This is a genomic window from Duganella rhizosphaerae, assembly GCF_040364205.1.
Classification (GTDB): Bacteria; Pseudomonadota; Gammaproteobacteria; order Burkholderiales; family Burkholderiaceae_D; genus Rugamonas; species Rugamonas rhizosphaerae.
On the sequence record NZ_BPWK01000009.1, the window covers coordinates 56,841 to 78,016 of the forward strand.

General features: G+C 69.6%; 16 protein-coding genes. 5 read left to right on the forward strand and 11 right to left on the reverse strand.

Annotated elements, in window-relative coordinates; genetic code table 11:
• Window positions 1–13: 13 nt before the first annotated feature.
• Window positions 14–2,578 carry an excinuclease ABC subunit UvrA gene (locus tag RUGAMON1_RS19745; RefSeq protein WP_445232131.1) on the reverse strand — a complete coding sequence of 855 codons (2,565 nt, stop codon included), beginning with the start codon at window positions 2,576–2,578 and terminating at the stop codon, window positions 14–16.
• A 92-nt stretch (window positions 2,579–2,670) separates the two neighbouring features.
• Window positions 2,671–6,201, reverse strand: a complete 3,531-nt coding sequence (locus RUGAMON1_RS19750) for an indolepyruvate ferredoxin oxidoreductase family protein (RefSeq protein ID WP_445232132.1) — start codon at window positions 6,199–6,201, stop codon at window positions 2,671–2,673.
• Between the two features lie 118 nt (window positions 6,202–6,319).
• Between RUGAMON1_RS19750 and RUGAMON1_RS19755 the strand changes: the two genes are divergently transcribed.
• Window positions 6,320–6,787 carry an Lrp/AsnC family transcriptional regulator gene (locus tag RUGAMON1_RS19755; protein WP_116991027.1) on the forward strand — a complete coding sequence of 156 codons (468 nt, stop codon included), beginning with the start codon at window positions 6,320–6,322 and terminating at the stop codon, window positions 6,785–6,787.
• Window positions 6,788–6,793: 6 nt separating this feature from the next.
• On the opposite strand, the gene RUGAMON1_RS19760 is transcribed toward RUGAMON1_RS19755, so the two are convergent.
• From RUGAMON1_RS19760 to RUGAMON1_RS19775, 4 genes are read right to left on the reverse strand one after another with little or no spacing between them, the layout of a single operon-like run.
• Window positions 6,794–8,002 (reverse strand): ABC transporter permease, encoded by a 1,209-nt coding sequence (locus RUGAMON1_RS19760; protein WP_445232133.1) that lies wholly within the window; start codon window positions 8,000–8,002, stop codon window positions 6,794–6,796.
• On the reverse strand, window positions 8,002–8,727 hold the full coding sequence (locus tag RUGAMON1_RS19765; protein WP_445232134.1) for an ABC transporter ATP-binding protein: 726 nt from the start codon (window positions 8,725–8,727) through the stop codon (window positions 8,002–8,004). The genes RUGAMON1_RS19760 and RUGAMON1_RS19765 overlap by 1 nt, the downstream gene beginning before the upstream one ends.
• Window positions 8,724–10,010, reverse strand: coding sequence for an efflux RND transporter periplasmic adaptor subunit (locus RUGAMON1_RS19770; protein WP_445232135.1), 1,287 nt, complete (start codon window positions 10,008–10,010; stop codon window positions 8,724–8,726). The genes RUGAMON1_RS19765 and RUGAMON1_RS19770 overlap by 4 nt, the downstream gene beginning before the upstream one ends.
• Complete coding sequence (locus RUGAMON1_RS19775; RefSeq protein ID WP_445232136.1) at window positions 10,007–11,425, reverse strand: efflux transporter outer membrane subunit; 1,419 nt, start codon at window positions 11,423–11,425, stop codon at window positions 10,007–10,009. Before RUGAMON1_RS19775 ends, RUGAMON1_RS19770 begins: the two co-directional genes overlap by 4 nt.
• A gap of 272 nt (window positions 11,426–11,697) precedes the next feature.
• Between RUGAMON1_RS19775 and RUGAMON1_RS19780 the strand changes: the two genes are divergently transcribed.
• On the forward strand, window positions 11,698–12,537 hold the full coding sequence (locus RUGAMON1_RS19780; RefSeq protein ID WP_445232137.1) for a universal stress protein: 840 nt from the start codon (window positions 11,698–11,700) through the stop codon (window positions 12,535–12,537).
• A gap of 29 nt (window positions 12,538–12,566) precedes the next feature.
• Window positions 12,567–12,971 carry a TraR/DksA family transcriptional regulator gene (locus RUGAMON1_RS19785; protein ID WP_445232138.1) on the forward strand — a complete coding sequence of 135 codons (405 nt, stop codon included), beginning with the start codon at window positions 12,567–12,569 and terminating at the stop codon, window positions 12,969–12,971.
• Here RUGAMON1_RS19785 and fnr read toward each other — a convergent pair.
• The 5 genes from fnr to RUGAMON1_RS19810 form a co-directional block, all read right to left on the reverse strand.
• Window positions 12,968–13,780, reverse strand: a complete 813-nt coding sequence (fnr, locus tag RUGAMON1_RS19790) for a fumarate/nitrate reduction transcriptional regulator Fnr (RefSeq protein WP_445232139.1) — start codon at window positions 13,778–13,780, stop codon at window positions 12,968–12,970. The genes RUGAMON1_RS19785 and fnr overlap by 4 nt on opposite strands.
• Window positions 13,781–13,934: 154 nt before the next feature.
• The gene (locus RUGAMON1_RS19795) at window positions 13,935–14,573 is read right to left on the reverse strand and encodes a response regulator (protein WP_116991030.1); all 639 of its coding nucleotides are present in this window, start codon (window positions 14,571–14,573) and stop codon (window positions 13,935–13,937) included.
• Window positions 14,563–16,053, reverse strand: a complete 1,491-nt coding sequence (locus tag RUGAMON1_RS19800; RefSeq protein WP_445232140.1) for a response regulator — start codon at window positions 16,051–16,053, stop codon at window positions 14,563–14,565. Before RUGAMON1_RS19800 ends, RUGAMON1_RS19795 begins: the two co-directional genes overlap by 11 nt.
• Complete coding sequence (locus RUGAMON1_RS19805; RefSeq protein WP_445232141.1) at window positions 16,050–16,463, reverse strand: response regulator; 414 nt, start codon at window positions 16,461–16,463, stop codon at window positions 16,050–16,052. The genes RUGAMON1_RS19800 and RUGAMON1_RS19805 overlap by 4 nt, the downstream gene beginning before the upstream one ends.
• Complete coding sequence (locus tag RUGAMON1_RS19810) at window positions 16,460–17,995, reverse strand: sensor histidine kinase (RefSeq protein WP_445232142.1); 1,536 nt, start codon at window positions 17,993–17,995, stop codon at window positions 16,460–16,462. The genes RUGAMON1_RS19805 and RUGAMON1_RS19810 overlap by 4 nt, the downstream gene beginning before the upstream one ends.
• A 179-nt stretch (window positions 17,996–18,174) precedes the next feature.
• Here RUGAMON1_RS19810 and RUGAMON1_RS19815 point away from each other — a divergent pair, with 179 nt between their 5' ends.
• On the forward strand, window positions 18,175–18,564 hold the full coding sequence (locus tag RUGAMON1_RS19815) for a TraR/DksA family transcriptional regulator (RefSeq protein WP_445232143.1): 390 nt from the start codon (window positions 18,175–18,177) through the stop codon (window positions 18,562–18,564).
• A gap of 10 nt (window positions 18,565–18,574) precedes the next feature.
• Window positions 18,575–21,172 (forward strand): magnesium-translocating P-type ATPase, encoded by a 2,598-nt coding sequence (gene mgtA / locus RUGAMON1_RS19820; protein ID WP_445232144.1) that lies wholly within the window; start codon window positions 18,575–18,577, stop codon window positions 21,170–21,172.
• Window positions 21,173–21,176: the final 4 nt, after the last annotated feature.

The following is a 21,176-nucleotide window of genomic DNA, read 5'->3' on the forward strand; positions in this document are numbered from 1 at the left end:
CAGGGCTGCCGCTTCAGTGGCGCGCCGCCTGCGCCAGGGCGCGCGCCAGATAGGGCGCGGTGCGGCTATCCGCGCATGCGGCCACCGCGGACGGCGTGCCGGCGGCGACGATGCGGCCGCCTTCGTCGCCCGCCCCCGGCCCGACGTCCACCACCCAGTCGCTGGCGGCCAGCACTTGCACGTTGTGTTCCACCACGATCACCGTGTTGCCCGACGCGACCAGCCCCCGCAGCTGTTGCAACAGCAGGTCGATATCGGCCGGATGCAGGCCGGTGGTCGGCTCGTCCAACACATACAGCGTGTCGCCGCGGCTGGCCCGCTGCAGTTCGGTCGCCAGCTTGATGCGCTGCGCCTCGCCGCCGGACAACTCGGTGGCGGGCTGCCCGATACGCAGGTAGCCCAGGCCCACCGCGCGCAGCACCTCCAGCGCATGCCGCAGCGCCGGCACGTCGTCGAAGAATTCCCGGGCCGCGTCCACGGTCAGCGCCAATACATCGGCGATATTGTGGTCGCGGTAGCGCACCGCCAGCGTTTGCGGGTTGTAGCGCGTGCCGCCGCACTCGGGACAAGGCGTGTACACGCTGGGCAGGAACAGCAGCTCCACCATGACAAAGCCCTCGCCGGAACAATGCGCGCAGCGGCCCTTGGCGACGTTGAAGGAAAAGCGGCCGGCGTCGTAGTGCCGCGCACGCGCCGAGCGGGTGGCGGCGAACAGCTTGCGGACGTGGTCGAACAGGCCGGTGTAAGTGGCCAGGTTCGAGCGCGGCGTGCGGCCTATCGGTTTCTGGTCGACCTGCACCAGCCGCTTGATGCCCACCATGCCGTCCGCCACCCGCCCCTGCAGCGCGCCCGGTTCGGCGTGCGCCAGCACATCGTCGGGCGCATCGGCCGGCTCACGCGCGGGCTCGTGGCCCAGTCGCGCCTGCACCAGCTGCACCAAGGCCTGGCTGACCAGGCTAGACTTGCCGGAACCGGAGACGCCGCTCACGCTGCTCAGCACCCCCAGCGGAAAGTCGGCGTCCAGCCCGGCCAGATTGTTACGCACCACGCCGCGCAAGCGCAACCAGCCGCTCGGCGCGCGCACCGGCAGCTCCGCCACGGGCGCCCTGCCGAACAGATAGTGCGCCGTGCGCGACTGCGCCACCGCCGCCAGTCCGTCCGGCGCGCCGCTGTACAGCACCTGGCCGCCGTGCTGGCCCGCACCGGGGCCGACGTCGACGATCCAGTCGGCATGGCGGATCACCTCCAGCGCATGCTCGACCACGAACAGCGAGTTGCCGGCCGCCTTCAGGCGGTCCAGCGCCCGCAACAGCGCTTCGGTATCGGCCGGATGCAGGCCGGCGGACGGCTCGTCGAGCACATACACCACGCCGAACAGGCTGGAACGCACCTGCGTGGCCAGCCGCAGCCGCTGCAACTCCCCCGGCGACAGCGTCGGCGTGCCGCGCTCCAGGCTCAGGTAGCCCAGCCCCAGGTCGAGCAGCACCGCCAGCCGCGCCAGCAGATCGGCGGCGATGCGCTGCGTGACGATGGCCTTTTCCGGATGGCGCTTCGCATCCCTGCGGGCGCCGCCCTTGCCGTCGGCATAGGGTTGCAGCAGTTGCGCCAGCCGCTGCAGCGACAGGCGACCGATCTCGGTGATATCGTGGCCGGCAAAGCGCACCGCCAGCGCCTCCGCCCGCAGGCGCTTGCCCTGGCATAGCGGACAATCCATGCCGACCAGGTACTGGGCCACGCGCTTTTTCATCAGCGCGCTCTCGGTGCCGGCGAAGGTCTGCAGCAGGTACTTGCGCGCGCCCGTGAACGTGCCCTGGTAGCTGGGCGTTTCCCTGCGCTTGTGGGCGCGCCGCGCCTCGGCCGGCGTCAGCCCGGCGTAGACCGGCACCGTCGGCTGCTCGTCGGTGAACAGTATCCACTCCCGCGTTTTCTTCGGCAACTCGCGCCATGGCGTGTCGACATCGTGGCCCAGCGTGACCAGGATATCGCGCAGGTTCTGGCCGTGCCACGCGGTCGGCCAGGCCGCCACCGCCCGCTCGCGGATGGTCAGGCTGTCGTCCGGCACCATCGAGCGTTCGGTGGCCTCATAGATACGGCCCAGACCATGACACTGTGGGCACGCGCCCTGTGGCGTATTGGGCGAAAACGATTCGGCGTACAGCAAGGGCTGGCCGGCCGGATAGTCGCCGGCGCGCGAATACAGCATGCGCAGTGAGTTGGACAAGGTGGTGACGCTGCCGACCGAGGAGCGGGTGGTGGGCGTACCGCGCTGCTGCTGCAACGCCACCGCCGGCGGCAGGCCGTCGATGGCGTCGACCTCGGGCACCGGCATCTGGTGGAACAAACGCCGCGCGTACGGCGAGACCGATTCCAGATAGCGCCGCTGGGCTTCCGCATACAGGGTGCCAAACGCCAGCGACGACTTGCCCGATCCCGACACGCCGGTGAACACCACCAGCGCATTGCGGGGCAGGTCGACGTCGACGTTTTTCAGATTGTGTTCGCGCGCGCCCCGCACGCGCACGTAGCCTTCGTAGTCGGTGGCAGGGTCGGCGCGGCCGCCTGTTCTGGAGCGTGGCATGGTGGATTCCGTCGATATGGATGACGCCAGCATCGCCGATCGGCCCGCATCGGTATGTACGGCAACACACGCCAAACGCTACATTGAACTGCTCAGGCCTGCCGCTTCAACTCCACCACGCGGGCGGCGCGGAAGCGGGCCGTCAGCTCGGTCCACTGCGCGTCCGCCTTATCCAGCGCCGCCAGCTTCACGTGGCCGTAGCCGCGCACCTGGTCCGGCAACTGCGCCAGCTTCAGCGCGGCCTCCTTGTTGTCGGCCTTCAGGCTGGCCGCCAGTTCGGCGGTGAACGCCAGATAGCGGTCACGCAGCGCGCGTTCGCGCTTGCGCTCCTGCGTGTAGCCGAAGACGTCGAGCGGCGTGCCGCGCAGCGATTTGAACCTGGCCAGCACGCCGAAGGCCGGCATCATCCAGCCGCCGAGGCGCATCTTGACCGGCACGTCGGAACCCGGCTTGCGGCGCGCCAGCAGCGGCGGCGCCAGATGGAAGGCCAGCTTGTAGTCGCCGTCGAACTGCGCGGCGATCTGCGCGCGGAAGGCCGGATCGGCATGCAGCCGCGCCACTTCGTACTCGTCCTTGTAGGCCATGACCTTGAACAGATTGCGCGCCACGGCCTTGCTCAGCTGCCTGCGCGAGCCGCTGCCTTCGAGCGCGATCTCGCGCTGCTCGACGGCGGCCACCGCGTCCGCGTACTGGCGCGCGTAGGCGGCGTTCTGGTAGCTGGTCAGCCAGTCGACGCGGAAGGCCACGGTATCGGCCAGCGACTTCGGCGCGGCGAACTGGATCACCTGCTGCGACGGCTGCACCAGGCGGTCCAGCGCGGCGCGGTCGGCGGCGGCCAGGCGGCCCAGCGTGAAGGCGCGCTTGTTCATGTCGATGGCGACGGCGTTCAGTTCTATCGCCCGCATCAGCGCCTCCAGGCCCACCGGCACCAGCCCCAGTTGCCAGGCAAAGCCCATCAGCAGGATATTGCCGCCGATCGGATCGCCGAGGAAGCGCTGCGCGGTTTCCTGCGCATCGAGTTGCAGCACATTGGCCGCGCCGGCCGATGCGGCCAGTTTTTCCAGCAGGCCGGCCTTGTTGATCGAGGCGTCGCGCTCGCGGGTGAAATCGGCGGTCGGGATTTCGCGCTCATTGGCCACCACCCTGGTGTGACCTTCGCGCATCACGGACAGGCTGTCCGGCATGGCGGCCACCACCAGGTCGCAGGCGAACACCGCGTCGGCCTGGCGCAGATCGATGCGCACCTGGTTCAGGCGCGACGGCGACGACGCCACCCGCACATGCGACAGCACCGCGCCGCCCTTCTGCGCAAACCCCATGAAGTCCAGCGTCGAAGCGCCCTTGCCTTCCAGGTGGGCCGCCATCGAGATCAGGGCGCCGACCGTGACGATGCCGGTGCCGCCGACACCGGCCACCAAAAGCTCGAACGGCTTGGCCAGCGCATGGCGCGGCGGCGTTGGATAGGCGGCCAGCGCCCGTTCCAGGTCGGCCAACGACAGCTTCACGCTTTCCGGTTTGCGCAGCGCGCCGCCCAGCACCGAGACGAAGCTCGGGCAGAAGCCTTCGACGCAGGAGTAGTCCTTGTTGCAGGACGATTGCTCGATCTGGCGCTTGCGGCCCAGTTCCGTCTCCAGCGGCAGGATGGACAGGCAGTTCGACTGCACGCCGCAATCGCCGCAGCCTTCGCACACGGCCGGATTGACCACCATGCGGCGCGCCGGGTCGGGGAAGACCACCTTGTCCGGCTTGTTCTTCTTGCGGCGGCGGCGCTTCTCGGCGGCGCAGGTCTGGTCGTACACCAGCACCGTCACGCCGGCGATCTCGCGCAGCATGCGCTGCATCGCATCGAGCTCGCTGCGGTGGTGCACGGTCACGCCTTCCGGCAGGGTCACGCCCTGGTAGTTTTCCGGCGCGTCGGTCACCACCACGACCTTCTTCGCGCCTTCGCTGCAGACCTGCTGCACGATCTGCGGCACCGACAGGCTACCGTCCACCGGCTGCCCGCCGGTCATCGCCACCGCGTCGTTGTAGAGGATCTTGTAGGTGATGTTGGTGCGGGCCGCAATCGCCTGCCGTATCGCCAGCGATCCCGAATGGTAGTAGGTGCCGTCGCCCAGGTTCTGGAACACGTGCGGCTCGCCGACGAAGCGCGAGGAGCCGACCCAGGCGACGCCCTCGCCGCCCATCTGCGCCAGGTAATTGGTGTCGCGCTTCATCCACGTCGCCATGAAGTGGCAGCCGATGCCGGCCAGCGCGCGGCTGCCTTCCGGCACGCGGGTGGAGGTGTTGTGCGGGCAGCCGGAGCAGAAGTACGGCGTACGCTTGACGCCGTCGGCGCCATTCGACAACAGCTCGGCGGCGCAGAACTCGGGCAGCATGCGCGCCAGGTCCAGCTGCGCGAACTTCGGCGCCAGCCAGCGCACCAGCGCCGGCGCGATGCGCGACGGCCGCAGCTCGCCCAGCGCCGACAGCAGCTCGTGGCCGTCGCGGTCGGTCTTGCCGATGACAATGGGGCGCTGCTCCGAAGGCAGGTTGTAGAACAGGTTCTTGACCTGCTGTTCGATGACGGCGCCCTTCTCTTCCACCACCAGGATCTCGCTCAAGCCGGCCGCGAACGCCGACAGGCGGGTGCGCTCCAGCGGATAGGTCAGGCCCGGCTTGTACAGACGCACGCCCAGTTGCTCCAGCCGCGCCAAAGGCAGCTCCATGCGCTCCAGCGCCTCCAGCAGATCGAGGTAGGCCTTGCCGGCGCTGATGATGCCGATAGTGGCGCGCGGCGCCGGCACCACCAGGCGGTCGATGGAATTGGCGCGGGCGAAGGCCTGCACCGCTTCCAGCTTGGCGGCGGCGCGCTGCTCCAGCGCCAGGCCTGGCAGGTCCGGCCAGCGGTTGTGCAGGCCGTCGGCCGGCGCCACGTAGTCGGTCGGCGTGACGTACTGCGGCAGCGGCGGCAGCTCGACCACCGCGCCGCCCTCCACCGTTTCCGAGATCGCCTTGAAGCCGCTCCACGCGCCCGAATAGCGCGACATGGCCCAGCCGTACAGGCCGAATTCCATGTACTCCTGAATATTGGCCGGATTAATCACCGGCATGCTCCAGGCGATCAGCGCCTGCTCGCTCTGGTGCGGCATCGACGACGACACGCAGCCGTGGTCGTCGCCCAGGATCACCAGCACGCCGCCGGTCGGCGACGAGCCGTAGATGTGGCCATGTTTGAGCGCGTCGCCGGCGCGGTCCACGCCCGGCCCTTTGCCGTACCACATGGCGAACACGCCGTCGACCTTGCGCGTGGGGTCGGCCTCGACCTGCTGCGAACCCATGACGGCGGTCGCGCCCAGTTCTTCGTTAATCGCCGGCAGGAATTCGATGTGGTGGCCCTGCAGCAGGTCCTTGGCGCGCCACAGTTCCTGGTCCACGGCGCCCAGCGGCGAACCGCGGTAGCCGCTGACGAAACCGGCGGTGTTGAGTTGCCGCGCCTCGTCGCTGAGCTTTTGCATGCACAGCAGGCGCACCAGCGCCTGGGTGCCGGTCAGGAACACGCGGCCTTCGGCGCGGGTCAGGTTGTCGTCCAGCGCATAGTGGGGATCGGCCAGGAATGGCACGGGGAGGGTCATGGTGTTCATTGTCTCGTCTATATTTTTTTGATGAGAAAGGATATGTCCCCATAGGCGAAAAATTATTTCTATCTCATCGCCGGGGAGCGCTAAAATGGCAAAAATCTTTCCCAAAACGAGCAAAATGATGAAAAACGTGTCTATAGATCCCGCCTCGCTGAAAATCCTCGCCGAATTGCAGAAAAACGGCAGGATCTCGTCCAACGAGCTGGCGGAGAAGATCGGCATGTCGGCCAGCCCGTGCTGGCGCCGCCAAAAGGAGTTGGAGGACAACGGCTACATCGTCCGCTACACCGCGCTGGTGGATCGGCGCAAGCTGGGGCTGTCCGTGGTGTGCCTGCTGCACATTTCGCTGCTGCGGCATGCGGAAGGCGTGGTCGAGCAGTTCGAGGCGGCGATGCGCCTGCGGCCGGAAGTGGTGGAGTGCTACGAAACCACCGGCAGTTCGGACTACATGGTCAAGGTGATCGTGGCCGACATGGACGCCTACCACGACTTTTTGCACAACGTGCTGGTCAAGCTGAACGGCGTATCGCAGGTCAACACCAGCGTGGCGCTGCGCGAAGTGAAGTACGAGACGGCGCTGCCCTTGTAAGCGCCGCTATTCGTGGCGCAGCGCCTCGATCGGGTCCATGCGCGCCGCGCGGCGCGCCGGCACGTAGCCGAACACCACGCCGATCCCGGCCGAGAACACGAACGACAGCAGGTTCACGCCCGGGTTGAACAGGTACGGCAGCTGCAAGGCGGCGGCCAGCAAAGCCGTGGCCACCGCCGCCAGCAGCACGCCGGCCAGCCCGCCCAGCGCGGCCAGCACCATCGCCTCGATCAGGAATTGCAGCAGCACGTCGCGCTCCAGCGCGCCGATCGCCAGCCGCAGGCCGATCTCGCGGGTGCGCTCGGTGACGCTGACCAGCATGATGTTCATGATGCCAATGCCGCCCACCAGCAGGCTCACCGCCGCCACCGCCGCCAGCAGCGTCGTCATCACCCGGGTGGTGCCGGACATGGTGTCGGCCAGCTGGCGCGTATCGAGCACATTGAAATTGTCCTCGTCGGCCGCGCCCAGCTTGCGCCGCTCGCGCAGCAGCTGCGTCAGCCGCGCCTGCAGCGCCCTGGCATCGCTGCCTTCCTGCATCGAGATCAGCAGCGTGTTGACCCGCTGGTTGCCGGTCACGCGGCGCTGCAGGGTGTGCAGCGGCAGCAGCACGATATCGTCCTGGTCGTTGCCCATCGCCCCCTGGCCCTTGGCGGCCAGCAGCCCCACGACCACGCAGGAAAACTGCTTGATGCGCAGCCGCTCGCCCAGCGCCTCGCGGCTGCCGAACAGGGAGCGCGCCACCGTCGCGCCCAGCATGCATACGGCGCTGCCGGCGCGCTGCTCGCCCTCGTCGAAGGGACGGCCGGCGCTCAGCGTCCAGTTGGCGGCGGTCATCCAGTCGGCGCTGCCGCCGGTGACGGTGGTGGTCCAGTTGCGGCCGTTGGCCACCACGGTGGCGCCGCTGCGCGCCTCGGCCGCCACCGCGCGGACGCCGCCCAGCTGGCTGGCGATGGCGTCGGCGTCGGCTTCCTTGAAGGCCGGCGCGCCGCCGCCGCCCTGCCCCGGCCCCAGCCGCTGGCCGGTGCGCACCATCAACAGATTGCTGCCCAGGCTGGCGATCTGGTCGTGCACCGCCTGGGTCGCGCCGTTGCCCAGCGTGACCATGGCGATCACCGCGCCGACGCCGATCACGATGCCCAGCATGGTGAGGAAGGAACGCAGCAGGTTGCGCCGGATCGAGCGCAGCGCCAGCAGGATGGTGTTGAGCAGCATTAGCGCACCGCCATGTCCGCCACCGGCTGCGGGTTGGGTTCGTCGCTCTCGATGCGGCCGTCGCGGAAGCGCACGATGCGTTGCGCATACAGCGCCATGTCGGGCTCGTGCGTCACCATCACCACGGTGATGCCCTGCTCGCGGTTCAGGCGCACCAGCAACTCCATGATCTCGCGGCTGCGCTGACTGTCCAGGTTGCCGGTCGGCTCGTCGGCCAGCAGCAGCGCAGGCGCGCTGACGATGGCGCGCGCGATCGCCACCCGCTGCTGCTGGCCGCCCGACAGCTCGGACGGCGTATGCCCCTCCCAGCCGCCCAGGCCGACGGCGGCCAGCGCCTGTTGGGCCAGCACGCGGCGCCGGGCCGCGCCCTCGCCGCGGTACAGCAACGGCAGTTCCACGTTTTCCTGCGCCGAGGTGCGCGCCAGCAGGTTGAAGCCCTGGAACACAAAACCCAGGTAGCGCCGGCGCAGGCGCGCGCGCTGGTCGCGGCTGGCGGCGCCGACGTCGACCTGGTGGAACAGGTAGCGGCCGGCGCTGGGCGTATCGAGGCAGCCGAGGATATTCATCGCGGTCGACTTGCCGGAGCCGCTGGGCCCCATGATGGCGACGAACTCGCCCTGCGCGATATCCAGGCTGACCCGGTCCAGCGCCGTCAGCGCGGCGGCGCCGTCGCCGTAGCGCTTGCACACATCGCGCAGTCGTATCAGCGGCGCGGCCTCGCTCATGGCGCCGCCGCGCGCTGGTCGGTGATGACCGGCGTGCCCGGCCGCAGGCCGGCGCCGCTCACCTCCGTGTAGCGGCCATCGCTGATGCCCAGCACCACGCTTTGCTCCTGCGCCCGGCCATCGCGCAACACCCACAGCGTGCGCCGCGCCGCCTGCGCCATGCCGGCCTGGCGCGGCCCGCGCCCCGGCAGGCGCGGCATCAGGCGCGACACCAGCCCGGCCGACGCCGCCGCGCCGGCCTCGTTCGGCGTGAAGCGCAAGGCGCTGTTCGGCACCAGCAGCACGTCGTCGTGCTGGGCGGCGCGGATCACGGCGGTGGCCGTCATGCCGGGACGCAGGCTCAGGTCGGCGTTGTCGACCTCCAGGTAGGCGACGTAGGTGACCACGTTCTCGGTGATGGTCGAGCCATACGAGACGCGCGTGACCACCGCCGGATAGCTGCGCTCGGCATAGGCGCTGACGGTGAACGTGGCCGGCTGCCCCACCCGCACGGCGCCGACGTCGGCCTCGTCGATATTGACCAGCAGGCGCAGATGGCGCAAGTCCTCGGCCAGCGTGAACAGGGTCACGGCCTGCAAGGAGGCCGCCACCGCGTTGCCGGGTTCGACGCTGCGGCTCAGCACCACGCCGTCGATCGGTGAGCGGATCGAGGCGTGCGCCAGGTTGGTGCTGTCGGTCGACAGCGCGGCCCGGGCGCTCTGCACGCTGGCGGCGGCGCTCAGCATGGCGGCCTCGGCCCTGGCCAGCGTGGCCCGGCCGGCGTCCAGTTCCGCGCGCGACGGCACTTTGCCGCCGGACAGGCGCGCCACCTCCTCCAGCCGGCCCAGCGCGCTGCGCGCCTCGGCCTGGCTGGCCTGGCTCTGCGCCAGCTCGGCCTGGGCGGCGGCCAGCGCGGCGCGCGAACGCACGATCTGGTCTTGCAGCTTGGCCGTGTCCAGCTGCACCAGCACCTGGCCGGCGCGCACCTGGTCGTTGACGTCGACCAGCACCCGCGCCACGGTGCCCGACAGCTCGCTGCCGATGTTGACCGCGCGCGTGGGCTGCAAGGTGCCGTTGGCGGTGACGCTGAGCGTGACGCTGCCGCGCCGCACCGGCGTGGTCACGTAGCCCGGCGCGCGCGCCGCCTGACGCTGTAACTGCCATGCGTACAGCCCAGCGCCGGCAAGCAGCAGCGCCAGCAGCGCGCCCCACAAGGAAGCGCGGCGCCACCAGCGGCGCGGCGCCGGTTCGGCGATCTCCCGCAACGGCTCGGGCGCGGCCGCTGGTTCCGAAGCTCGGTTCATGGTGTTCCTCCCGGAGAGCTTGCAAGGTCGCCGTCGGGCTGCCAGCCGCCGCCCAGGGCCTGGTACAGCCGCACCAGATCGCCGCCCAGCGCCGCGCTGGTGGCGGCCACGCCGTCCTGCGATGTGTACAGCGCGCGCTGGGTTTCCAGCACCGTTTGATAATCGATCAGTCCGCTGGCATAGCGCTGCCGCGCCAGCAGGGCCGCGCTGTCGGCGGCGCCGGCTGCCAGCCGCAAATGCTCCAGGCGCGCGCGGTCGCCGGCCAGCGCCGAGAGCGCGTCCTCCACTTCCTGCAGGGCGCCCAGCAAGGTGGCCAGATGGATGGCCTGCGCCTGCGCCAGCGCGCCGCGCTGCGATGCCAGCTGCGCCTGGCTGGCACCGCCGTCGAGCAGATTGCCGGTCACCGCGCCCAGCAGGCTGCGCAGCAGGGCGCCGCCGCTGGCGCCCAGGCCCATGCCGCTCAATCCCAGCGTACCGTCGAGCCGGAACACCGGGTAGCGCGCGGCGTCGGCCTGGCCCACGCGCGCGCGGGCCGCCTCCAGCTGGAACTCGGCCGCGCGCACGTCGGCGCGCTGGCGCAGCGTGGCGGCCGGCAGGCTCAGGGCCAGGCGCGCACCGCCGTCCGGGATGGCCGCCGCCGGCGCCAGCGCGGCGTCGAGCGCGGCCGGCGCCTGGCCGCACAGCACGGCCAGCGCGTGCCGCAGCTGCGCCGCGCTGGTCTCGAGCAGCGGCAACTGGGCCGCGGCCTGCGCGGCGGCGGTGATGGCTTGCTGCTGCTCCAGCGACGTCAGCAGCCCGGCCTGGACGCGCCAGTTGGTGATGTCGAGCGTGCTTTGCTGGCTGGCCAGGTTGTCGCGCGCGATCGCCAGCCTGACCTGCACCCCGCGCAGCTCGATGTAGCTGCGCGCCGCCTCGGCGGCCACCGCCACCCGCGCGGCCGCCAGGCTGGCGGCACTGGCCCGCAGCGCGGCCGCGCTGGCCGCCAGCGCGTGCGCGTTGGCGCCGAATACGTCCGGCTCCCAACGCCCCTCGACACCGAGATTGTAGGAGTTGGCGACGGCCGTTCCATCGAGCTTGCTGCGCTGCGCCTGGCCGCTGCCGCTCACCGTGGCCGCCAGCGCCGCCGCCGAGGCGTCGCGCGCGGCACGCGCCTGCTGCAGCGCGGCTTGCGCCTGCGCGATGCTGGTGTTCGCTTGCAGCGCGCGCGCCACCAGCTGCTCCAGCAGCGGATCGTTGAAGCGGCGCCACCAGCCGGCCAGATCGGCAGCCGCCCCAGCCGGCTGCGCGGACGACCAGGCCGGCGGCGGCTGGAACAGCGGACCGGCCGGCGGCAGGCTGACCGGCCGCAACTGCGCACAAGCGGCCAGTGCCGCCAGGCCCAGCGCCGCCAGCGACCGGCACGTGAACAGCTTCATCGGGAGGTACTCCTGTCGGTAAGAAACGGCGCCATCCACCCAGGCCGGGCCGCCGGGCGTCCATCACCAAACTGTAAGCGCACACGGGGATGACGTCATCCGTCCGGCTTGATCCACCTCAAAAAGCTGCGACATTCAAGCCCACACCCGCCAGTTCGTCGCGCGCTTGATGTGGATCAATCAAATTTGCGAAGCGACTCTTTACGATGGTTCCCATTGAAGCGCCTCAATACCGGCGCCGCCCTTTCTGTTGCATCGATCACGGAGGCCGCATGTCCTACAAAACCATACTCGTGCACGCCGACGGCTCGCCGCAGGCGGCGCAACGCATCCGGCTGGCGGCGCAGCTGTCCCTGGCGCACGACGCCCATCTGATCGGCGCCGCCATGACCGGCCTGTCGCGCCACGCCTTGCCCGACGGTTCGATCGCCCCCATCGGCGCGCCCTTCCCCTTCGACCTGCGCCTGCTGCGCACCCGCGCCGACGCCGCCCTGACCCAGTTCGCCGATTGCGCCAGCCGCATGGGCTTGCCGTCCTTCGAGACCCGCCTGGTCGACGACGCGGCGGACGACGGCCTGATCCTGCAAAGCCCCTATGCCGACCTGCTGGTACTGGGCCAGGGCGATCCCGACGGCGATCCGCACGCGCTGCTGAACCGGTTGCCGCAGGACGTCATGTTCCAGTGCGCCCGCGCGCTGCTGATCGTGCCCCACAACGGCCAGTTCGAGCGGGTCGGAGAACATGTGCTGGTGGGTTGGGACGGCAGCGTGGCGGCCATCCGCGCCTTGACGGCCGCCCTGCCGCAGCTGCGGCGCGCGGCCCGTGTCACGCTGGCGGTCAGCCCGGCGCCACACAGCCACGGTCGTCAGGCCGAGCTGCCTGGCGTCGAGATGGCCCGCTATCTGGCCCGGCATGACGTGCGCGTCACGGTGAGCGAGCTGGACGGCGGACGGCAGGCCGGCGCGGCGCTGCTGGAGATGGCGTCCGAGGTGGGCGCCGACATGCTGGCCATGGGCGGCTACGGCCACTGGCGCGTGCGCGAATGGATGCTGGGCGGGGCCACCCGCAGCGTCCTGCGCGGCATGACGTTGCCGGTCCTGATGGCACATTGAGACTACACCCCAACCCAACGGAGCCCACCATGAGTCCCCTCTTCCCCGCCACCCTGCACATCCTGGGCGAGCGCCTGCAACAGCGGCGCGAGCAGCTTGCAAGCCAGCTGCGCCAGCGCCTGCATCAAAACCACGAGCAGCAGGAAATGGCGCTGTTCAACAACTACGCCGTCGACCTCGACCGGGCCGAGGCCTGCCAGCTGAGCGACACCGACATCGCGCTGCTCAACCATGAACTGGCGGAGTTGCGCACGGTCGACGAGGCGCTGGCCCGCCTGCGCGAGGGCGTCTACGGCCTGTGCGCGCATTGCGGGGAAGCGATCGGGGAAGCGCGGCTGCTGGCGCAGCCGGAAGCCGTGATGTGCCGCGACTGCCAGGCCGAGGCCGAGCAGCACGGCGACAGCCGCCCTGCAACGGCGGCCGGCCGGTACTAGGCGTTGGCCGCCTGCATGTAGATGGCGCCGGAACGCGCCGGCGCGGCGGCCGGCGCGGCAACCTGCGCGATGCCGGTGGCCAGCGACTCCAGCTTGGCGTGGTCGAGGATGCGCAGTTCGCGCTTGTCGACCGCGATCCAGCCGCTGGCGCGGAAGCGCGACAACAGGCGGCTGATGCTTTCGATGGTCAGGCCCAGGTAGTCGCCGATGTCTTCGCGCGACATGCGCAGCTGGAAGCTGCTGGGCGAATAGCCGCGCGCCGCGTAGCGGGTCGACAGATTCAGCAGGAAGGTGGCGAAGCGCTGTTCGGCGCGCATATTCCCGAGGAAGAGCATGGCGTTTTGTTCGCGCATGATTTCCTGGCTCATGATGCGATGGAAGTGGCGCAGCAGCTGCGGCACTTCGGCAAACAGTTCCTGCAGGCGGGAGAAAGGAATCTCGCACACTTCGCTGTCTTCCAGCGCCACCACGCCGCAAGCGTGCTGGCCGCTGCCGATGGCGTCCATGCCCAGCAGCTCACCCGCCATCTGGAAGCCGGTGATCTGCTGCTGGCCGCTGTGGTTGACGCGCGAGGTCTTGAAATGGCCGAAGCGCACCGCGTACAGGCTGTGGAACGGCTGCTCCATGCGGCACAGGTTCTCGTCGCGCTCGACCCGGCGGCGGCGGCCGATGATCTTGTCCAGCCGGCCGATCTCGCTGTCGCTGAGGCCCTGCGGCAGGCACAGGTTCTTGAACCCGCACATCCCGCACTTGCTCTGGCCTGCGCCCGCTGTGCCGCCGGATGCGGCAAGTTGTAGATTCGTCGTCATGTCCATGCTCCCTGTTGTGCTGTCCGTCGCATCGTAGCGATGGATTCGGTATGGGATCAGTATCGACGATGGTGGGCGCGCTGCGCATCGGGCTTCGCGGCCCTGTCGTGTAGGGGGCGGCCGACAAAATCCTGTAGGGGATCCCCTACAACGCCTAGATCAGCCCGTGTTCCAGGGCGTAGCGGGTCAGTTCCGCATTGCTATCGAGGCCCATTTTTTCCAGGATGCGGGAACGGTAGGTGGTCACTGTATTGGGGCTGAGGTGCAGGGTTTCGCCGATGCGCACCAGCGATTCGCCGGCCGCGATCAGCTTCAGCACTTCCAGCTCGCGGTTGGACAGGGCCTCGTGGCCGGCGTTGCCGCCGCCGCCGATCAGGCTGGCCAGCTTCTCCAGCAAGGCCGGACTGACGTGCTTGCCGCCCGAGGCGGCCTTGCGCACCGCCGCCACCAGCGTGGTGGTCGGGGCGTCCTTGATCAGGTAGCCGGCCGCGCCCAGCTTGAGCGCGCGCACCGCGTAGATGTCTTCCGAATAGGTGCTCAGCATCAGCACGGCCAGCTTGGGCCGCTCGCTGCGCAATTGCTTGAGCAGCTCCAGGCCGTTCTTGCCGGGCATGGTGATGTCGAGCAGCGCCACGTCGAACTCCTGCGCCAGCACCAGCTGCAGCGCCTCCTGCGCGTTGCAGGCCTCGCCGTCGACGCGGATATCGTCGGCCGAGCTCAGCATCAAACGCACGCCGTTGCGCGCGATCGCGTGGTCGTCGACCAGCAATACGCGGATGGGATTAGTACTCATGGTGATCGTCCAATGGCAGGCGCAGCAGCAGGGTCGTGCCCTGGCCGGGCCGGCCGGTTATTTTCAGTTCGCCGTCGAAGTGACGGCAGCGTTCATGCATGCCGAGGATACCCCAGCTCTCGCGGTTGAGCAGGCGTTCGGCCGCGATGCCCCGGCCGTCGTCGCTGATGCGCAGTTCCAGCAAGCCGTCGGCATAGTCGACCTGCAACGCGGCGTTGCTGGCGCCGGCGTGCCGCACCACATTGGTCAGGGCTTCCTGCGCGATGCGGAACAGCATGGTGCTGCGCCCGGCGTCGAGCTCCAGCTCGGCCGCCGCGGCCACCACCGTGCACTGGCAATGCAGGCCCGAGCGGCGTTCCACCTGTTCGGCATACCACTCCAGCGCGGCCCACACGCCCAACTGGTCCAGCACGCTGGGCCGCAGGTCGGTGATCACGCGGCGCACCGTGTCGATCGCGTCCTGGGCCAGCCCGGCCGCCTCGGCCAGCAGCGGTTCGGCCGGCGCGGCGGCGGCCGCGGCGCGCTCGATGCTGACCGCGATATACGCCTTGATGCCGGTCAGCAGGCCGCCCAGCTCGTCGTGGATTTCCTGGGCGATGCGCTTGCGCTCGTTTTCCTTGATCTGCTCCTGGTGCGCCGACAGGCTGCGCAGCGCCTGCTGCGACGCCAGCAAGGCCTGCTCGCCCAACTTGGTCTGCGTGATGTCGATCATGATGCCCTGCATGAACAGCGGCTGGCCCTGCTCGTCGCGCACCAGTTCGGCCTGGTCGCGCAGCCACAGCGCGCGGCCGTCGCGCGCGTGCAAGCGGTACTCCAGGTGCAGCGGGCTGCCGTCGCGGCGGCTCGCTTGCAGCGCCGCCAGCGTCGCCGCGCGCTGTGCCGGGTCCATCAGGCGGCCGTGCAGCGCGGCGTCGGCCAGCCATTCCGCCGGGCTGTAGCCCAGCAGGCCGATCTGCGGACTGATGTAGCGCAGCGCGCCGCTGCCGCCCAGCTCGGCGATGTAGCTGATCGCCTGCATCTGCTCGACCAGGGTGCGGAACTGCGCCTCGACCTGGCGCTTGTCGTCCAGCAGTTGCTGCTCGCGCAGCATGCGGTGGATCGCGCCCGGCAGGAATTCCAGGTAATAGCCGTCGACGTCCTTGACCAGGTAGTCGCGCGCGCCGCGCCGCATGGCCTCGGCCGCCACGGCGGCGCTGTCGGCGCCGGTCAGCATCATCACCGGGATGGCCTGCGCGGCGCCGTCCTCGTTCAGGTGGGCCAGGAATTCCAGCCCGGTCAGGTCGGGCAGATGGTAGTCGAGCAGGATGCAGTCGGGACGCTGGCGGCGCGCCAGTTCCAGGCCCAGCTCGCCGCTGTCGGCCTCTAGCAGCTCGAAGGCGGTGCCGCTGTCGGTTGCGGCGGCGGCCGCGAAGGCGCGCCGGCAGGCCATGCGGTCGACCGCGTCGTCCTCGACGATCAGCACGCGCAGAGGGGTACTCACGGCATCTCGCTGATGGTCCAGTACAGGTCGATCGAGCGCATCATCTCGACGAAGCGGCGATAGTCGACCGGCTTGGCCATGTAGCCGGCCACGCCCAGGTCGAAGCTGCGCACCTTGTCCTGCTGTTCCTCGGACGTGGTCAGCACCACCACCGGAATCCGCCGCAGCGACGCGTCGAGCTTGATCTGCTGCAGGAACTCGATGCCGTTCATGACCGGCATGTTCAGGTCGAGCAGGATGATGCAGGGGCGTTCCTGCGCCGGATCGCGCAGGTAGGCCAGCCCCGCCTCGCCGTGCTCCATGCTGACCACCGCGTTGCCGACATGGATTTCCTTCAGCGCGCGCTTGATGGTCATGATGTCGACGTGGTCGTCCTCGACCAGCAGGATGGGTTTGTTACTGACTTTCATGCAAGGCTTCCTGTTCTGGATAAATGGGCGGCGGACTTGGGCAGCGTGAACCAGAAGGTGCAGCCCTGCCCCATCTGCGATTCGAGCCAGATGCGTCCCTGGTACATTTCAACGATTTTCTTGGCCAGCGCCAGGCCGACGCCGGTGCTCTCGACCCGGTCGCGCGAGGCCAGCGTCTGGAACAGCTGGAAGATGCGCTCGAAATGGCGGGTCTCGATGCCGGGGCCGTTGTCGCGCACGCTGAAGCGCCAGTGGCTGCCGTCGTCCTCGCAGCCGATGTCGATCACGCCGTCGGGCTTGTCCATGTACTTGATGGCGTTGGAGATCAGGTTGTGGAACACTTGCTGGATGCGGGTCGGTTCGATCAGCACCGTCGGCAGCGCCGGCGCCACCGTGATGCGGAACTGCGGCGGCGGCGCCAGCAGGTCCACCACGTCCACCAGCAGCCGGTTCAGGTCGACCGGCAGCTGCGCCTCGCGCACCCGGCCCACGCGCGAGTATTGCAGGATGCCGTCGATCAGGCTACTCATCCGGTGCACCCGGTTGATCAGCAGCCGCATGTGTTCCTTGCCCTCGTCGTTGAACTGCTCGGCGTAGTCGGTGGCCAGCCAGTCGGCCAGCGAGCCGATGCCGCGCAGCGGCGCCTTCAGGTCGTGCGACACCACGTAGGCGAAGTTGGTCAACTCCTCGTTGGCGCTGGAAATTTCCTGCATCAGGCGGCGGTTGTGCTCCTCCGCCCGCTTGCGTTCGGAAATGTCGCGCACCATGCCGGTGAACATGCGGCGCGCGCCCAGCTGCATCTCCACCACCGACAGCTCCATCGGGAACACGCTGCCGTCCTTGCGCAGGCCCTCCACCTCGCGGCCCTTGCCGATGATGCGCTTCTCGCCGGTGTCGCGGTAGTGCGCCAGGTAGCCGTCGTGCAGCTGGCGGTGCGGCTGCGGCATCAGCATCGAGACGTTGTGGCCCGCCACTTCGGCCTCGGCGTAGCCGAACAGGCGTTCGGCGGCCGGGTTCAGCCGCTCCAGCACGCCCTGCTCGTCGATGGTGAGGATGGCGTCGACGGCGGTCTCGAAGATGGCGCGCATGCGCGCCTCGCTTTCCTGCAACGCCTGCTGGGCCAGCTTGCGTTCGGTGACGTCGCGCACCGTGGCCAGCACCAGCGGCAAGCCGTGCGAGGTGCGCAGCGGCGACAGGCTGACCTCGACGCCGAACTCGTGGCCGTCGCGGTGGCGTCCGAACAGCTCGGCCCCCGCGCCCATCGCGCGCGCGCGCGGCTGCTCAAAAAAATCGGCCCGGTGGCCGACGTGGGCGGCGTGGAAGCGGGCCGGCACCAGCGCCTCCAGCGCCAGCCCCAGCATCTCGCCGGCACCGTAGCCGAACATGCTCTCCAGCGCCGGATTGGCCAGCACGATGTTGCCGGCCTGGTCGACGATCAGCATGGCGTCGGTGGCCGACGCCAGCAGCCATTCCAGGCTCAAGCCCTCAATCCCGAGATTTTTCAACGACGCTTCCTGTAAAACGATGCCCATCCGGCATCCAGACCCAAATCATACGATTGAATGCTCCGGAATACAAAAAAAAATGCCAGATCGGCAAGCCGCGCCCCGGCGTCCGGGCTGGCGGGCCCCGGCCGCAGTATTTTTGGGCATTTTGATCTGGATCAACGGGGGCTACAGACGGCGCGCCGGCATGGCCTTACAGTGGGGCCATGTATCCGTCCCTCCCCCCCGAACCGGAAGCGCTGGCCGCCCGCCTGCAGCGCCAGCACGCCGAGCTGGCCGCCCAGCTGCGCCGGCGCCTGGCATCGGCGCCGCCGCCGCTGGCGTCCCTCCTTCTCGACGGCAAGGCGACGCTGGACGACCCGGCCGTGATCCGCCAGCTGCCGCACTGCGACCTGATGCGGCTGGCGGACGAGTTGGCCACGCTGCGCAGCCTCGACGCCGCCTGCGCGCGCCTGGCCGCCGGCAGCTATGGCCGCTGCGTCGGCTGCGGCGTGCCGATCGCGCCGGAGCGCTTGCGGGTCCAGCCCGCCGCCCAGCACTGCCTGCCCTGCCAGGAGGCGCACGAGCAGCGCCCGCGGCGCGGCAAGCGCGATTGACGCCGCCGCCATGTCCAGCGTCCCCTTGAAAGCCAGCGCAAGCGCACAACAACAAGCCGCCCTCCAGCGCTACGCGGCGGCCGACGCCGGCGCCGTGCCGGGCCTGCTCGGCAGCCGCGCCGCCGGCCTGTCGACGCCGGAAGCCCGCCTGCGCCTGCAGCAGAACGGGCCGAACGCGGTCGCCCACCAGGCCCGCGGCAACGCCGCGCTGCGCTTGCTGACGCTGCTGGCCAGCCCGCTGTCGCTGTTGCTGCTGGCCCTGGCCCTGGTCAATTTCCTCACCGGCCAGGCCTGGGGCGCGGTGGTGATCGCCATCATGGTGGTGCTGTCCTCGCTGCTGGCCTTTGTCCAGGAGCACCGCTCCGACCTGGCGGCCGAGCGCCTGCGCTCCCTGGTCGCCACCACCGCCAGCGTGCTGCGCGACGGCAAGCCTGCCGAGGTGCCGCTGGCGGCGCTGGTGCCGGGCGACATCGTCCAGCTGTCGGCCGGCGCGCTGGTGCCGGCCGACGTGCGCATCCTGTCCAGCCGCGACCTGTTCATCAGCCAGTCGGCGCTGACCGGCGAAGCGCTGCCGGTCGAAAAGCACGCGCAGGCGCTGGCGGCGGCCGGCGTGCCCGCGCTGGAGCTGGGCAATCTCGCCTACATGGGCAGCACCGTGGTCAGCGGCAGCGCCGCCGCGCTGGTGCTGGCCACCGGAGAGCGCACCTGCTTCGGCCAGATCGCCGCCGAGCTGGCCGGTGCGCGCCAGCTGACCAGCTTTGACCGCGGCGTCAACCAGTTCGTCTGGCTGATGCTGCGGGTGATGCTGGTCATGATGCCGCTGGTGTTCGTGCTCAACGGCTACAGCAAGGGCGACTGGCTGGAGGCGCTGCTGTTCGGCGTGGCGGTGGCGGTCGGCCTGGCGCCGGAAATGCTGCCGATGATCGTCACCATCAACCTGGCCAAGGGCGCGCTGGCCATGTCCGGCAAGCAGGTGATCGTCAAGCGCCTGAACGCGATCCAGAACTTCGGCGCGATGGACGTGCTGTGCACCGACAAGACCGGCACGCTGACCCAGGACCGCGTGATCCTGGAGCGCCACGTCGACATCGAAGGCCGCGACTCGGCCAAGGTCACCGAATACGCCTACCTGAACAGCTACTACCAGACCGGCCTGAAGAACCTGCTCGACGTGGCCGTGCTCAACTACGTCGAGGTGCACGAGCATCTCGACGCCGACCACGCCTTCCGCAAGATCGACGAGCTGCCGTTCGACTTCCAGCGGCGCCGCATGTCGGTGGTGGTCGAACGGCGCGACGGCAGCCGCGTGCTGATCTGCAAGGGCGCGGTGGAGGAAGTGCTGGCCGTGTGCGACCGCGCCGAGACCGGCGCCGGCGTGGTCGCCCTGCAAGACCACCACGGCGCCGCGCTGGGCCGGGTGGTGGAGGAGCTCAACCAGGACGGCTTCCGGGTGATCGCCGTGGCCTGCCGCGAACTGGCGGCCGGCGAACAGGCGCTCGACAACAGCGCCGAAGCCGGCCTGCTGCTGCTCGGCTACATCGCCTTCCTCGACCCGCCCAAGGACAGCGCGGCCGAGGCCCTGCGCGCGCTGCACCACTACGGCGTCGCGGTCAAGGTGCTGACCGGCGACAACGAGGCGGTCACCCGCAGCGTCTGCCGCCACGTCGGCCTGCCGGTGCGGCAAGTCATGCTGGGCGGCGAGATCGACACCCTCGACGACGCCGCGCTGGCGCTGCGGGTGGAAAGCGTGTCGGTGTTCGCCAAGATGGCGCCGCAGCAAAAGGCGCGCGTGATCCGCGCGCTGCAAAGCCGCGGCCATGTGGTCGGCTACCTGGGCGACGGCATCAACGACGGCGCCGCGCTGAAGGCGGCCGACGTCGGCGTCTCGGTCGACAGCGCGGTCGACATCGCCAAGGAATCGGCCGACATCATCCTGCTGCAAAAGAGCCTGATGGCGCTCAAGGACGGCGTGATCGAAGGCCGCAAGGTGTTCGGCAACATCAGCAAATACCTGCGCATGAGCGCCAGCTCCAACTTCGGCAATATGCTCAGCGTGCTCGGCGCCAGCGTGCTGCTGCCCTTCCTGCCGATGGCGCCGGTGCAGATCCTGCTCAACAACCTGCTGTACGACGTCTCGCAGACGGCGCTGGCTAGCGACCATGTCGACGCCGGCTATCTGCGCCGGCCGCGCCGCTGGGACATCGGTAATATCTGGCGCAGCATGCTGCTGCTCGGCCCGCTCAGCTCGCTGTTCGACTACCTCACCTTCGGCGCGCTGTGGTATCTGTTCGACGCCTCCCGGCAGCCGGCGCTGTTCCAGTCCGGCTGGTTCCTCGAATCGCTGCTGACGCAAACGCTGGTGGTGCACGTGCTGCGCACCGGCAAGATCCCCTTCGTGCAGAGCAAGCCCAGTGCGCCGCTGCTGGCGACCACGCTGGCGGTGTGCGCGCTGGGCGTGTGGCTGCCGCTGTCGGGCTTCGGCGGCGCGCTCGGCTTCGTGGCGCCGCCGGCCGGCTACTGGCTGGCGCTGCCGGCCATCGTCGCCGCCTATCTGGTGGCGGCCCAGCTGCTCAAGAGCTGGCTGGCGCGCCGCTATGGCCAGCTGTAGCGGA